Source organism: Nitrobacter sp. TKz-YC02 (assembly GCF_049852135.1).
GTDB lineage: Bacteria > Pseudomonadota > Alphaproteobacteria > Rhizobiales > Xanthobacteraceae > Nitrobacter > Nitrobacter vulgaris.
Window position 1 is genome coordinate 612424 of sequence record NZ_CP180728.1, and the last position, 14824, is coordinate 627247.

The 14824-nt window shown below is 62.5% G+C and carries 13 protein-coding genes; 6 read left to right on the plus strand and 7 right to left on the minus strand.

What is annotated here, in order from left to right:
• Positions 1–97 precede the first annotated feature (97 nt).
• From ACM561_RS02890 to ACM561_RS02905, 4 genes are all read right to left on the minus strand, one after another.
• Positions 98–607 carry a GNAT family N-acetyltransferase gene (locus ACM561_RS02890; protein ID WP_425907897.1) on the minus strand — a complete coding sequence of 170 codons (510 nt, stop codon included), beginning with the start codon at positions 605–607 and terminating at the stop codon, positions 98–100.
• A 359-nt stretch (positions 608–966) separates the two neighbouring features.
• Positions 967–2223 (minus strand): flavin monoamine oxidase family protein, encoded by a 1257-nt coding sequence (locus ACM561_RS02895; protein WP_425907899.1) that lies wholly within the window; start codon positions 2221–2223, stop codon positions 967–969.
• A gap of 11 nt (positions 2224–2234) precedes the next feature.
• Positions 2235–4961, minus strand: coding sequence for a DNA mismatch repair protein MutS (mutS, locus tag ACM561_RS02900; protein WP_425907900.1), 2727 nt, complete (start codon positions 4959–4961; stop codon positions 2235–2237).
• A gap of 96 nt (positions 4962–5057) precedes the next feature.
• A complete protein-coding gene (locus ACM561_RS02905) occupies positions 5058–5771 on the minus strand; it encodes a class I SAM-dependent methyltransferase (RefSeq protein ID WP_425907902.1) in 714 nt (237 codons plus the stop codon).
• Positions 5772–5990: 219 nt separating this feature from the next.
• Here ACM561_RS02905 and ACM561_RS02910 point away from each other — a divergent pair, with 219 nt between their 5' ends.
• The 3 genes from ACM561_RS02910 to ispG all read left to right on the plus strand — a co-directional run bounded on the left by ACM561_RS02910 (position 5991) and on the right by ispG (position 9288).
• Positions 5991–6851 (plus strand): alpha/beta fold hydrolase, encoded by an 861-nt coding sequence (locus ACM561_RS02910; RefSeq protein ID WP_425907904.1) that lies wholly within the window; start codon positions 5991–5993, stop codon positions 6849–6851.
• Between the two features lie 330 nt (positions 6852–7181).
• Complete coding sequence (locus ACM561_RS02915; RefSeq protein ID WP_425907905.1) at positions 7182–7673, plus strand: Fur family transcriptional regulator; 492 nt, start codon at positions 7182–7184, stop codon at positions 7671–7673.
• 322 nt (positions 7674–7995) lie between these two features.
• Positions 7996–9288: a flavodoxin-dependent (E)-4-hydroxy-3-methylbut-2-enyl-diphosphate synthase gene (gene ispG / locus ACM561_RS02920; RefSeq protein WP_425907907.1), complete on the plus strand. Its 1293-nt coding sequence runs from the start codon at positions 7996–7998 to the stop codon at positions 9286–9288.
• 76 nt (positions 9289–9364) lie between these two features.
• On the opposite strand, the gene ACM561_RS02925 is transcribed toward ispG, so the two are convergent.
• From ACM561_RS02925 to ACM561_RS02935, 3 genes are all read right to left on the minus strand, one after another.
• Positions 9365–10972 carry a Na+/H+ antiporter gene (locus tag ACM561_RS02925; RefSeq protein ID WP_425907909.1) on the minus strand — a complete coding sequence of 536 codons (1608 nt, stop codon included), beginning with the start codon at positions 10970–10972 and terminating at the stop codon, positions 9365–9367.
• 193 nt (positions 10973–11165) lie between these two features.
• Positions 11166–11852, minus strand: coding sequence for a DUF1345 domain-containing protein (locus ACM561_RS02930; protein ID WP_425909621.1), 687 nt, complete (start codon positions 11850–11852; stop codon positions 11166–11168).
• Between the two features lie 7 nt (positions 11853–11859).
• Positions 11860–12786 carry a polyprenyl synthetase family protein gene (locus ACM561_RS02935; protein ID WP_425907910.1) on the minus strand — a complete coding sequence of 309 codons (927 nt, stop codon included), beginning with the start codon at positions 12784–12786 and terminating at the stop codon, positions 11860–11862.
• A 258-nt stretch (positions 12787–13044) separates the two neighbouring features.
• On the opposite strand from ACM561_RS02935, the gene mtgA reads away from it, so the two are divergent.
• From mtgA to ACM561_RS02950, 3 genes are all read left to right on the plus strand, one after another.
• Positions 13045–13725 (plus strand): monofunctional biosynthetic peptidoglycan transglycosylase, encoded by a 681-nt coding sequence (gene mtgA, locus ACM561_RS02940; RefSeq protein ID WP_425907911.1) that lies wholly within the window; start codon positions 13045–13047, stop codon positions 13723–13725.
• A gap of 101 nt (positions 13726–13826) precedes the next feature.
• Positions 13827–14012 (plus strand): 50S ribosomal protein L32, encoded by a 186-nt coding sequence (rpmF, locus tag ACM561_RS02945; RefSeq protein ID WP_009798498.1) that lies wholly within the window; start codon positions 13827–13829, stop codon positions 14010–14012.
• Positions 14013–14136: 124 nt separating this feature from the next.
• Positions 14137–14778, plus strand: coding sequence for a hypothetical protein (locus tag ACM561_RS02950; RefSeq protein WP_425907913.1), 642 nt, complete (start codon positions 14137–14139; stop codon positions 14776–14778).
• Positions 14779–14824 lie beyond the last annotated feature (46 nt).

Sequence of the window (14824 nt, forward strand, 5' to 3'; positions counted from 1 at the left end):
GTTATTCGCCTAGGCGAGCGCAAGCGATGCCGTTATTTCGAATGGCAATGCCCGCCATTGACCGAGAGCTGAAGAATGACGATCAGAGATCGGGCTTCTAACTCGTCCAGGCGAACGCCATCTTGTCGAGCGACTTCGGCCCGAACCTCTCGGAGGAGCGGGCGACCATGCGGCCACCGAGCGCGCGGTAGAATTCCCTCGCCGGCTCGTTGTCGGACAACGCCCAGGTCACCATGCTTTTCAGCCCGCTCTGTATCAAATCGCGCCGCGCCGCGGTGAACAGCCGCCGGCCGAAGCCTAAGCCCTGGAATTCGGGGCGCAGGTAAAGCTCGTAAATTTCGCCTTCGTACTGCAGGCTGCGGGCGCGGTTGCGGCCGTAGTTGGCATAGCCTGCAACCTGCTCGCCGAAAACCAGAACGCTGATACGACTGCCCTTGCGGATCGCGCTGTCCCACCAGTGCGGGCCGCGCCGGTTGATCAGCTTTTCCAGCTCCGCGCCGGGGATGATGCCCTGATAGGCCGAACGCCAGGACTCGTCGTGGGTTGCTGCGATCGCGGATGCATCCGCGACCTTGGCCGGCCGGAGTTCGATCAGGATCGTGCTCATGTCCTGATCAAAGCAAGTCGGCGCGCCGTCTTCAAGGTCCATCGTTAATTAAGGGTTAAAATGTGCATTTCGCACATCACGAGTGCGACGTTTTGTATCGAAAAGGGACAGTCATGGCGCGGGCGCCGCGATCCTTCGATAGAAAACGGTTGGAGGCATCGTGACGTCTGCAAGGGCAGACCCGTTCAGCTCGACCGGTCCAACAAACGCACGACGGTATCGGAGGAAATAACCGGCACGAGAAAGTTGTTGGTCCGCTCCAACGCACCCGCAAGCTGTCCCGATTTCTTCGTGCCGTTCGTATTGCCTTGCCGATGACGCCGGGCAGCGTGTTGGCCGCAGACTTTGACGCTGGGGGGTCAGCGTTTCGCCAAGTCTGCCGCCTTCATCACCTCCCGCGCCGCCCGCTCGCCGCTGTCACGTGCGCCGTGCGCCGTGGAGAAAAAGTTCGGTGAAGTGGCTTCGCCGGCAAAAAACAGCCGGCCGTCAACAGGCGCGGCCAGCGCGGCGCGGTCGCCGGCATGCCCAGGCAGGGCGTGGGAGTAGGCGCCTTGCGCGAAAGGATCGCTGGCCCAATGCGATTCCGCGAGCGGCTTCAGCTTGCTGCGAAAACCGGAACCGAGCAGCGCCGCGATCTCGTCGATCGCCTGCGCGGCGAATGCGCCATCGCCAGCGTCTTCCAGTTCGCGCGCGAAGCTGCCGCCGAAAAATCCCTCGATGCAGGGCTGGCCGAACGGGCGCAAGTGATATGTTCCCATCTTCGTCCGCATGGCGCCGCTCAGGTTGCCGTCCTTTGGCACCATGCCTTCCGGATCGTCGAGGGCCAGTATGACCTTGTCGTCGACGCCAAGCGGCAGGCCGGCCGCGGCGTCCACTTTTGCGGGCAGCTCGGGATGGAAGCGGATCGATTCGTTCGCGAGCAGGTTGGTCGGTACGGTGACGATTACCTGCGTCGCGGACAGCTCGCCTTTCGATGTTTCGATACGGATACGCCGGCCGGAATGATCGATGCGCCAAACCCGCGTGTCCAGCGCCAGCGGGCACGGCTTGGCGTAGGCCGCGATCAGCGTGCCGTAGCCGCGGCGCACCCGCCAGTTTATCCGTGTATCTTCGTAGGTGCTCGTGTCGCGAACCGAGACGCCGTCGAGTTCGCAGCCGTTCACATAGGTCGAGATGGCGTCGATCATCGGATTCCAGCGGTTGCCTTGTTCGAGATAGCGACTGGCGGAGTCATCGGCGTCGTTCTTCGCTGCTTTCTGGAGGCGTTCGTCGAATGCATCCAGCGCCGCGAGGAAGTCCTCGTGCTCGGCCATCGGAAATCCGGCATCAAGGCCGCGCTTGCGCCATGGGGGTGGTGTCTTGTCGATTTCGAAGCCGAGCTTGCCTGCGACCGGAACGAAGGAGTTCCTGTCGGCCGAATGCAGCCAGCCGCAGCCGAGATCGAAGACAATGCCGGGGGCGGGGACAATGGTGTGGGCGCGTCCACCGACCCTGTCGCGGGCTTCGAGCATGACGACGGAGAGGCCAGAGTCTTTCAATGCATCGGCCGCGCCCAGCCCGGCGGCGCCGGCTCCGATAATGGCAACATCGATATTGGAGGGGAGATTTCGCGACATCGCAACACTGATTACTGTTTCGGCAGTTTCGCCTTGAGCGCATAGAGCGCTTCCAGCGCCTCGCGCGGGGACATCTCGTCCGGATGCAGGGATTTCAACGCTTCGATCAATTGAACGGTTTCGCTCGGCGGTGCGGATTCGCCGGCGGCGCGCGCCGGGACCGCAAACAACGGCAGATCGTCCACCAGCGTTCGCACGGTCGATCCGCGATCCTGCGCCTCCAGTTTCGCCAGCACCGCTTTGGCGCGCGCGATGACCGACGGCGGCAGCCCTGCGAGCTTGGCCACCTGGATGCCGTAAGAACGGTCGGCGGCGCCGGGCAGCACCTCATGCAGAAACACCACCTCGCCGTGCCATTCCTTGACCCGCACGGTGGCGTTGAACAGCCGTGGCAGCTTCACTGAGAGCGCGGTGAGTTCGTGATAGTGCGTCGCAAACAGTCCGCGGCACTTGTTGGCCTCATGCAGGTGCTCGATCGTCGCCCATGCGATCGACAGGCCGTCGAATGTCGCGGTGCCGCGACCGATTTCGTCCAGGATAACCAGCGCGCGTTCCGACGCCTGATTGAGGATGATGGCGGTTTCCACCATCTCGACCATGAAAGTCGAACGCCCGCGCGCCAGATCGTCGGCGGCGCCCACGCGTGAGAACAGCCGGTCGATGATGCCGATGCGCGCGCGGCGCGCCGGCACGAAACTGCCGGTCTGCGCCATCAACGCGATCAGCGCGTTCTGGCGCAAGAAGGTGGATTTCCCGGCCATGTTCGGGCCGGTGAGCAGCCAGATCTGCCCCGAAGTCTGGCTTGGGATTGGCGACAGATCACAGGCGTTGGCGATGAACGGATGGCCGGCGCGCTTCAGCGCCTGCTCGACCACCGGATGTCGCCCGCCTTCGACGGCGAAGCTGAGTGAAGTATCAACCTCCGGCCGGGTGTAGTTCTCGTCGATCGCGAGTTTTGCGAGCGATGACGCGACGTCCATCTGCGCAAAGGCGTGCGCAGCGTTGCGTAGCTCGTCGCCATTCTGGATTGCCATCTCGGCAAGCCGGTCGAAAATCTCGAGTTCAAGACCAAGCGCGCGGTCGCCGGCATTGGCGATCCTGGCTTCGATTTCACCGAGCTCCGATGTTGTGAAACGCACCTGACCGGCCAGCGTCTGGCGATGGATGAAGGTGGCGTTGAGCGGCGCGCTCATCAATCGGTCGCCGTGCTGCGCGGTCACCTCGACGAAATAGCCGAGTACGTTGTTGTGGCGGATCTTGAGCGTCTTGACGCCGGTCTCCTCGGCGTAGCGCGCCTGCATCGCAGCGACGACGAGACGTGAATCGTCGCGGAGCTTGCGCGCTTCGTCGAGCGCGCGCTCGTAGCCTTCGCGGACAAACCCACCCTCGCGCTTCATCAGCGGCAGGTTTTCGGACAGCGCATCACCGAGTTCGCGCGCGAGATCGCAGGACGGCTGCTGCAGCGACTGCATCGCCGCGGCGATGTCCGCTGGTGGATCGGAAAACTCCTCAAGCCGCGCGAGCGCCTGGTCCGCCGCCAGCATACCGTCGCGCAGGCCGGCGAGGTCGCGCGGCCCGCCGCGCCCAACCGAGAGTCGCGCCAGCGCCCGCGACATGTCAGGAGCGGTCCGCAAGATGGTGCGGATGTCGTCTCGTGCCGGGCTGTCGGATGTAAATGCGGCGACAGCATCGAGCCGCCGTGTAATCGCGGCCGTGTCGGTTAGCGGGGCCGCCAGCCGTTGTGCCAGGAGGCGCGATCCCGCCGCCGTCATTGTGAGATCGATGGCGTCGAGCAGTGAACCGCGCCGTTCACCGGCGAGCGTGCGCGTCAGTTCGAGGTTGGCGCGGGTGGCGGGATCGACGGCCATGGTGCTGCCGGACGCCTCGCGTGTTGGCGGCGAGAGCGGTGGGCGTTGGCTAATCTGAGTGCGGTCGATATAGGTGACGGCGGCGGCGGCCGCGGTCGCTTCCAGCCGTGACATGGCGCTGAGGCCATCCATGGTGGCGACCGCGAAATAATCGCACAGTCGACGTTCGGCGGTCGCGCTGTCGAACACGTCGCGGGTCAACGGCGTCACCGACGGCAATTCGCGCAGCAGGGCGCTCAAGTCCGGATCGCCATGAAGTGCGTCGGATACGATTACCTCGTTGGGATTGATGCGCGCGAGCGTCGCCCCGAGTTCACCCGCCCCGCATTCGGTGACCATGAACTCGGCGGTCGAGATGTCGATCCAGGCCAGTGCGAAGCGATCGCCGCCGGAGGACGCGTGCGTCCTCGCCAATGCCAGCAGGTAATTGTTGGCCTTGGCGTCGAGCAGCGTATCTTCGGTCAGCGTTCCCGGTGTGACGAGCCGGACCACGTCGCGGCGAACCACGCTCTTGTTGCCGCGCTTGCGCGCTGCAGACGGATCCTCCGTCTGTTCGCACACTGCAACGCGGTGGCCGGCTGCGATCAGCCGGTGCAGGTAATCGTCGGAGCGTTCGACCGGAACGCCGCACATCGGAATATCCGCGCCCTGATGCTTGCCGCGTTTGGTCAGGGTGATGCCGAGCGCGCGCGAGGCGATTTCGGCATCCTCGAAGAACAGCTCGTAGAAATCGCCCATCCGGTAGAACAGCAAGAGGCCGGGATTGGCCGCTTTTATTTCAAGGTACTGTTCCATCATCGGCGTAACCCGCGTCGCCTCAACAGGGGCGGCCGGGTTCGGTGATGGCGGCATGGTGCGCTGGATCGTCATGGCGGCGAAGCTACAAAGTTTCGTCGCCGGCTCCTACGGCATTGCGGCGGTCGTGGGCCTTTTCCACGCATCGCTTCGCGTTTAAAAGCTCTTGGATCAGGGCACGATTGCCCATGCCCCCACAAGTCGCGGGTAGAAAACGCAATATTCGTCGGAAGCGGCCTCCTGCAAAAGCCGCTGGCGTAGCGTATCGATTTCCACGGTTTCCTCGGTCGCTATTCCTAGCTTCACGATCGCCGGCAGCAGGCTGCGCACAGAATCGACCAGGAAGTCTATCCCCGCCTCGTCGTCAGCGGTCGTTATCCGGGTGAGCCCAGCCATCTGCGGTGTCAAACCTGCGGCACGGAACGTACTGAACAGCGCTACCCCCATATCGAGCTGGCGCCCGCTCCGGCGATAAACGTCACCGACCCAGCCGATACACTGTTGGAAAAACGTCAACGGCGGATGGACCGCTGCCGTACTCAGATCAAATTCAATGAACGATAAGATCGCGCCCGTCCGCAACCGGTTCCGCAGAGCGCTCAGCGCCTCCGCTGGGTTTGCAAGATGGATAAGGATGAATCGGCCTATGACCGCATCGAACTGAGAACAGTCTTCAAGGCATTCGAGCGTCCCCGGCGAAAAGCTTGCCCAAGGCTTGCCGTCGGCATCGAGCCGCATCCGCGCAATCGCCAGCGCCTCGGCGGCCGGATCGATTCCCTTTACGGTTCCCTCTTGGGAAACAAGGTCTGCAGCAATCAGGGAAACATCGCCAACGCCGCAACCAATATCAAGAACGTGCATCGCCTTTTTCAAGCCGGCGCGCACGAGAAGATCACGCGTGAGATCGGAGAATAACGCTCCCTGGTGGCGAAGCCTCTCAAGTTCTCGGTCGGAATAACCCAACACATAATCTGTGCGGGTTTCCTGATCTTCGACCGCTGCAGTGCCGGTTTCGGAAGGAGGTGCCGAACAACTCACAATGTCTCCTAAATCTTTAACACCTCTTGCGTCTTATCGTGCCTAAGCTGAGAACAGAGGTAGGCGATGTTGTCGCGCACGATCAGTACATCGCAAGGGCAAATGGCGTTCCTGGAAAGTTCAGGGAGCGGCACGCCTGTTGTTTTTATACATGGAAATTCGACCTGTCGTGACGTATTTCGGCATCAATTCGAAACAACGTGGGCGACGACACAGCATATCATCGCGATCGATCTGCTCGGGCACGGACAATCGGATGACGCGCTGGAGCTGCGACAAGCTTACACCATTCCCGGTTATGCTGCCACGCTGATCGAGGCTTTACGATCATTGAATGTCACGCGCGCGGCGCTTGTTGGCTGGTCGCTGGGTGGGCACATCAGCCTCGAAATGGTCGGGCAGGGATTCGAAGCTTCCGGTGTTATGCTGGTCGGAGCGCCGCCCATCAGGCGTGGTATTCTGGGAATGGTCCGCGGTTTTCGAATCCAGCGCGACCTGCTGCTCGCAACAAAAAGCGTACTGAATGCGCACGAGATCAGCCGATTCGCGCGTGTCTGCGTCGGGGAGAAGCACGCGGCGCAGTTCCACGACACAATCGCTCGTACGGACGGTCGCGCACGTCAGATCCTGAGCCGTGGATTGATAGCTGGGCTAGGCGTCGATCAACGCTGGATCGTCGAAAAGCGGTTAACACCGATTGCCGTCGTCAACGGTTCTGAGGAGCCGTTTGCACGTCTCGACTACGTGGCAAGTATCTCCTACAGGTCACTTTGGGATCATCGCTGCCATATCATCGACGGTGTCGGCCACGCGCCCTTCCTCGAAGCGCCGGAGCGGTTCAATCCGCTGCTATTCCGCTTTCTGAGCGACATCAATTTCAGTCGCATCGACAATACAACGCAGCAACAAAGCTGTAGCGTAGCTTGACGCGGCGCGCCAAGCATCCCGAGCGTCTGAACCCGGCAAGTCCTTCAGGCCGTCCTTCATGCATCCGATACGTCGGTAAACAGGCCTTGTTAAAAGGCTGGCGCAGTACGATGGGCCTTCAGATGCATCGCATCGATCGCGCCAGCGCAGACCGTTCTTGATGACGAAGACGATCGCCCCGTCGATCGTCACTCCTCGTAGTTCCGCGCGGCAGCGGCGTTGCCTGGCTTGGTCCATTATGCTGCGATGCAACAAGAGCCAAAAATTGTCGGGGTGATGCTGCTGAAAGGGGAGCAGAACCGGCTTAAACGGGTTAGATGAGTGAATCGAATGACCGTGACGAGACCGACATTCCCCGTTCCGGGGCACGACCATGACCGCTGCGCGGCGGAGGCGATCAGCCACGCGGAGCAAATCTGCGCGCGGCGTGCCCAGAAATTCACGCCTATCCGTCGCCAGGTGCTGCAGGCGCTGCTGTCGAGCCATCGGCCGCTCGGCGCCTATGAAGTGATAGAGGAACTGGCGAAGTCCATGCCGCGTCCCGCGCCGATCACGGTCTACCGCGCGCTGGATTTTTTGATAGCAAACGGCCTGGTTCACCGTATCGAAAGCCGTAATGCGTTCCTGGCCTGCGGACACGACCACGATGAGAGCGCGATGGTGGCGTTTTTGATCTGCGAGCAGTGCGGCTCGGTCGGCGAAATTCCCGCAAGCCGCGTGGCCCAGAGCTTGAGCGATGCAGCCCGCACCACAGGGTTCACGCCAAAGCTGTCCGTGGTTGAAATTACCGGCACCTGCGCCCATTGCCAGAACGCGCCGTAGTTCGTGCGATTGGGCTCTTGCCGGGGCTATGAGGAACGAGGGTTCTTGACGATGGATGCTTCATGACCCTGCCAGGGGACACTCGTCGCCAACTCGTAGCAACGGAATAAGTGACTATCCGTACATTTTTCGTAAATTTTTCAGTGGTTTAAATGCTTGCCAGCGAATTGTCGGCTTTTGGGTTCATAAGTTCTTTGTTTTGGTGTGGGACTGGCTATCTCATGCTGGGGATGCCTGGCAATATCAGCCCTGGCTCGAAACAGCTCTCTCACTCTTCATTGATCCGTTGCTGGATGTTACGAAAACCTGATATTTGAGCCCCATGAACAAGTTCGAAAGTCCGTCGGAGATCGACGTCGCAGGCCCAAGCCCGCGGCACACAACCACGCAAGTGATGGTCGGCAATGTCGCCGTCGGCGGTGGCGCGCCGATCGTGGTGCAATCGATGACCAACACCGACACCGCCGATGTCGAGGGCACGATCGCCCAGGTCGCAGCCTTGTCGCGCGCCGGTTCGGAAATGGTCCGCATCACGGTGGATCGCGACGAAGCCGCCGCCGCCGTGCCGTATATCCGCGACGGCTTGCGCAAGCGCGGCATCACCACGCCGCTGATCGGCGATTTCCACTATATCGGCCACAAGCTGCTGGCCGAACATCCGGCCTGCGCGGAGGCGCTCGACAAGTATCGCATCAATCCGGGCAACGTCGGCTTCAAGAACAAGCGCGACAGCCAGTTCACCGACATCGTCGAAATGGCGATTAAGTACGGTAAGGCGGTGCGGATCGGCGCCAACTGGGGCTCGCTCGATCAGGAACTGCTTACCAAGCTGATGGAAGAGAACGCCAATTCGGCGGCGCCGCGCGATGCCCGGGCGGTGACGCGCGAGGCGATGGTGCAGTCGGCGCTGTTGTCGGCGAAGCGCGCCGAGGAGATCGGCCTGCCGAAGAACAAAATGGTTCTATCGGCGAAGGTCTCGGCGGTGCAGGATCTGATCGCCGTCTACCAGACGCTGGCGTCGCGTTCGGACTACGCGATCCATCTCGGCCTCACTGAAGCCGGTATGGGCTCGAAAGGCATCGTCGCCTCAAGCGCCGCGCTTGGCATCCTGCTCCAGCAAGGCATCGGCGATACTGTCCGCATCTCGCTGACGCCGGAGCCCGGCGGCGACCGCACGCTGGAAGTTCAGGTCGCGCAGGAACTGTTGCAGACCATGGGCTTCCGGACCTTCGTGCCGCTGGTCGCGGCATGTCCCGGCTGCGGGCGCACCACCTCGACCACGTTCCAGGAACTGGCGCGATCGATCCAGGACTTCATCCGCGACGAGATGCCGAACTGGAAGGCGCAATATCCCGGCGTGGAGCAGCTCAACGTCGCGGTCATGGGCTGCATCGTCAACGGCCCTGGCGAATCGAAGCACGCCGATATCGGCATCTCGTTGCCCGGCACCGGCGAGGCGCCGGCGGCGCCCGTCTTCGTCGACGGCAAGAAGTTCAAGACCTTGCGCGGGCCGGCGATCGCGCAGGACTTCAAGGCGCTGGTGATCGATTACATCGAGCAGCGATACGGTCACGGCGCCAAGGCGCGGGCCGAAGCGGTGAGCGCGGCGGAGTAAGGCCGTCTCCTGAATCGCGTGAGATCAATATGCCGGCTTCTCAGCCGTCATATCGACGGAGCGCTCGTCGTATTCCTCACAGCGGCGTGTTCTTTTCCCGATTGTTGACGACAGCCTCTTCCAGGTCGAGATCGCGTTCGATCCGGCGGCGGGTCTCGTCGGTGATCTTGCCTTCGCGCAGCAGCCTGTGCAGATGCGCGCGCTCGATGGTGATGATTTCTCGCACCATGGATGCTCCCTTCGTCGCCGGCGAATGTTCGTCGCCCTCGCGCGGCGGATCGGGCAACGCCCGCATCCGCGTTTCGTGCCGTGCCTCGAGAAACCTGGCGAGGCCTTCGGGCAGCTTGCGTTCGGCGATGATGGTGTCGAGGGCGCCTCGCGCGGCCTCGATAATGCTGCGCCGCGCCGCGATCTCGGCTTCGCGTTCATTCAGCGCTTCACGGTGGCCGTGCTGCGAGATGCCGAGCAGGTTGACGACAGGCGGTAGCGTCAGACCGATGCCGAACAGCGTCGCGAAGATCACGCCGAAGCTCGTCAGCTGAATGAGGTCGCGGTAGGGGAAAGGCTCGCCGCCCGGAAGTGTCAGCGGCAAAGCGAGGGCGACCGCGAGCGACACCGCGCCGCGAATGCCGGTGAAGCCGATGACGGCGACATAGCGCCACGGCGGCGTCGGATCGCGCCGCCTGACCCGCGCGCTTAGGATGCGGGTCAGGAAGGTGGCCGGAAACACCCAGATGAATCGCGCGACGATCACGATGGCCGAGGTCAATGCGATCGCGACTAGTACCTCGCTGACCGGAACCGCCTTGGCCTTCTCCATCAGCACCCGGACTTCGAATCCCATCAGCAGGAACAGCACGCCCTCGATCAGCCAGATCGCGAGATCCCAGAAGAAGATGCCCTGAAGCCGCGTTGCCGCCGAGATCAGCAGCGGTCCGTTCCAGCTCACGTAAAGTCCCGCGGCGACGGTGGCGATTACGCCGGAGCCGCCGAGATGTTCGGGAACCCAATAGGCGAGATAAGGCGTCAGCAACGACAGCAGGATTTCCACCCGCGCGTCATGGGCCCACTGGCGCAGCCGCAGGCTGAGCCAGCCGACAATGATGCCGAACGCGATTTCGCCGAGCAGGATGAGGATGAACGATCCGGCGGCGGATGGCAGCGAAAACGCGCCGGTCGAGACGGCCAGCACCGCGAAACGATAAAGAATCAGCGCGGTGGCGTCGTTGGCGAGGCCTTCGCCTTCGAGGATGACGAGAATCCTGTGCGGCAGGTGCAGCCGTTTGGCGATGGCGAGCGGCGCCACGACGTCGGGCGGCGAGACGATAGCGCCGAGCACGAAGCCGACGCCCCAGGGCAGCCCGAGCAACCAGTGCGTCGCGGCGGCGACAGCACAGGTTGTGAAAATGACGCAGCCGATGGCGAGCAGGGCGATCGGCCGCAGGTTGGATTTGAACTCGCGCCAGCTCATGGAAACGCCGGCCGAATAGATCAGCGGCGGCAACACCATCAGCAGCACGCTCTCCGGCTGCATTTCGATGGGCGGAAAGCCCGGCACGAAGGCCAGCATGATGCCGACCATTAGAAATACGATGGCCGGCGCCGTCACCAGCCGCCGTGCCAGCGCGGCCGATGCGGCCATCACGGTCAGAACGAGCAGGGATGTCAGGAAGGTTTCGGTCATGCCAGCGGAGGGCTCCTGGGCAGAGAGCGTAATGGACAGAGCTTGACCGCAACCGCAAGGATATTCTGATCGTCCAGCCGCCGGGCGGGATCGCCGGAAACCACCCAGAAGGAACGATTAGACGTGCCTCCATGATCTTGCTTGGTGGCGCGGCAATGTCCAGATCTGCAACTGTTTACCCGCGTGATGCCGGTCAGATTGCGCTCGCCGCGATATTGACCATCAGCGCCAGCAGCGCGGTGTTGTAGAAGAACGAGATCACGCCATGTGCCGTCGCGGTCCGGCGGATGATCTTATCGGTAATGCCGACATCGGACACCTGCGCGGTCATCCCGATGACGAATGAGAAATAGACGAAATCCCAGTAGTCTGCGTCCTCGCGCTGATCGCCGCTCGGAAATTGCAGACCTCCGGGTTTATTCCCGCGATAGTATTCGTGCGCGTAATGCAGAGCGAAGGTGGTGTGCACGGCCGCCCAGGACAGCGCGATAGTCAGCATCGCGAGTGTCAGGTCGAGGGCGCTATGGTTATGCGCGCCAAGCTCGAACACGATCGCTGCAATGCTGGCGAACGCACCGATTGCGGTCATCAGCAAAATCACGAAGCGGCCGTCGTCCTGAATCCGGGCATTTCGACGGATGTGGGCGGCACCGCTGCCGAATACCACGGTGAAGACCAGAAGGAGATAGAACGCGGCGAAGACGTCCCAGCCGATCAGGAGCCGGGGGACGAGCCGCAGCGAATGCGGCAAGAGCAGGCACGCGACAATGCCGATCGCGATGGCCATGAAGGTTCGCCGTCGGGCGTAGATCACGCGCGCCGGCGCGGGCATTTTCCTGAAGCGAAGCAAGAACGGATCGTCATCGTCCTTGCCCGCCAGGGCGGCTTCAGCTCTTGCGATCGGCGACAAAGTGCGCGGCAGCGCGCAGCACGTCGCCGCGTGGACCGAACACCGACAAAGCCTCATCCGCCTTCGCCAGAAGGTCCCGAACGCGATTCTTGGCGCCGTCGATGCCCAGTTGGGTGACGAATGTGGTCTTGCCGAGCGCAGCGTCGGCGCCAGCCGGCTTGCCGAGCGCCGCCGCGTCGCTTTCGACGTCGAGAAGGTCGTCGGCGATCTGGAAGGCTTCGCCCAGCGCGCGACCGTAAGCGTCGAGTGCCTGATAATCTTTTTGCGAGGCCTGGCCGAGCAGCGCGCCGGCGATGCAGCCGAAGCGGAGCAGTGCGCCCGTTTTCATCTGCTGCACGCGCGCCACGTCGACCGGCTCGCGGTCGCCGAAGCGGCCTTCACCGGCGAGATCGAGCAGCTGCCCACCGACCATGCCGCCAATGCCGGCAGCGCGCGCCAGTGCGCGCGTCAGCAACAGGCGAACGGCTGGATCTTTATGGACCTCGTCGCGGGTGATGATGTCGAAGGCAAGCGTCAGCAGACCGTCCCCGGCGAGGATTGCCGTGGCATCGTCGGTGGTCTTATGTAGAGTTGGCCGCCCCCGGCGCAGGTCGCTGTTGTCCATCGCCGGCAGGTCGTCATGAATCAGCGAATAACAATGAATGCATTCGAGCGCTGCGCCGGCCAGCAGCGCGGCGTCGCGCGGAACGCCGAATACAGCCGAACTTTCGACCACGAGAAACGGCCGCAGCCGCTTACCGCCGCCGAGCGAGGAATAACGCATGGCGTCCATCAGCCGTTTCGGGCGCGCGATCTCGTCGGGCAGAGGGCTGTCGGATAGCAATTTTTCCAACAGGGCCTCGGTCTCGTCCGCCGTTGTGTCAAGGCGCTTTGTAAAATCAGCGGATGAAAGTTCTGACGTCATCAAAATGGCTCCAAAGAACAGAAAAGGCACCGAGACTGCAAAGGTTTGGCGAGGTCGATTTTTGCGGGACAATCCTTCATGGTATCGGCTTCGTCAATTCCGGCCGACCGACAATCTGCTGGTCGCGGTGATCCGACAGAAGGAGTTTTCAATGCCTTCTTACGCCGGCTTCGGTGTGATTAACGGTGATTTTGTGAATCTCCTCCATCACGGACGAGGTGAACCCGTTCGCCGATCGGTTGAAGGCGTCGCGGCCTGATGCGGCGGGCGATCCGTATGGTGGTGCTCTCCGTCACTGGCCTGCTGCTGTTGCCTTATTTGCTGACGCCGCTGTATCGGATCGGCCATCCGATCTCGACGCTGATGATATGGCGCACGCTCTCGGGCGCCCCGATGTCGCGGCAATGGATCGATTTTTCTGCGCTTCCTTCGGCGCTGCCGCGCTCCGTGGTCGCGTCGGAAGATGCAAAGTTCTGCAGCCATCACGGCATCGATTGGGATTCGCTACGGGATGTGCTCGACGATGCCGAGGACGGCGAGTTCAGGCGCGGCGGCTCCACCATCACTCAGCAAGTGGCAAAAAATCTGTTTCTCTGGCCCGGACGCAGCATGGTCCGCAAGGCGCTGGAATTTCCGCTGGCGATGTGGATCGATGCGGTGCTGCCCAAGCAGCGGATTCTCGAAATCTATCTGAATATCGCGGAATGGGGGCCGGGCGGCCAGTTCGGTGTCGAAGCAGGGTCCCGCTATGCCTTCGGGCGATCCGCAGCCAGCCTAACGGCGCGGGAAGCGGCGCTCTTGGCTGCGATCCTGCCTAATCCGGTCCGGCGCAGCGCCCGAAGGCCCGGCCCGGGGGTTCGCCGGCTGGCCGGGACCTATATGGTCCGGGCCAGGGCATCCGAACTGCGCAGTTGCTGGCACGGCGATCGTGGCCTATAAGGCCGGGCTTATCAGCATTCAACTCGCGCGTTCGGGACTCGCCGCGCCTGCCCATTGGCGTTTCGAGACGGAACTCGACAACCTCCTGTAAGGACACGGATATGGCCGTTCCAAGAAGAAAGACATCGCCGTCGCGGCGCGGCATGCGCCGTTCGGCGGATGCGCTCAGCAAGCCGACCTACGCTGAGGACAAGGATTCCGGCGAACTGCGCCGTCCCCACCATCTCGACCTGAAAACCGGCATGTACAAGGGTCGGCAGGTTTTGAAGGCCAAGAGCGACTCCTGAGCCCAGGCCTGATCAGGCTTGCGGTCCGGATCAGGCTCGGGGCTGGAATGAAGGGAGCACCAGGCACGGGGGAGTTCGGCACGCGGTTCTCGAACCTCCCGCTTGAATGAAGGAGGCCTTGGTGATGTCCGTGATCGGTTTCCCTCTGCTCCTGATTCCTCTGGCGATCTGCAACATCATCGTCTTCCTGATGCCGGGCGTCCTCTTGACGGAGCCCGTTCTCACCTTGACCTTGATGTCGGGTGTGCCTTGGCCGGTGACGCTCGGGGACACGCTGCTCGCGCTTGGCATCGTCCTGTTGCTGTTCGAAATTATCAAAGGCGTGCGCCCCGGTGGCAAGTATCTCACCGACCATCTGCTGTCGCTGGTGGTGTTCGGGGGCGCCGCTGCGGAATTCGTGATGCTGCCGCAATTCGGCTCGTCGACCTACTTCATGCTGACGCTGCTGGCGCTGGTCGATCTCCTCTCTGGTTTCGTCTTGCGGGCGCGGCGGCCTGCCCGTGCGGTCGCCGGACCGTCACAAGGAGCGGTAGAGGCCGAAGCGCGTGAACCGCGCTTCGATCCGGCACCTGCATCCATGGCACCATCGGTTTCGTCGCTGGAGCCCGCCGACGCACCAGCGGTCGTTGCCGAGCCGGTTCCGGAGAGTGCCTCGCCGATCGTTCATGGCGAGACTGCGGGAGCCGAACGGCATCCGGACGTTCCGGGTCCTCGCATCCAGCCGGGCAGCGAAACGCCGATGTCTTCCGATCAGTCCCGCCGCTAGCGCGTGATGATTCGCCTCACGGGTGTACGGGTTGTTGCCCTGGATT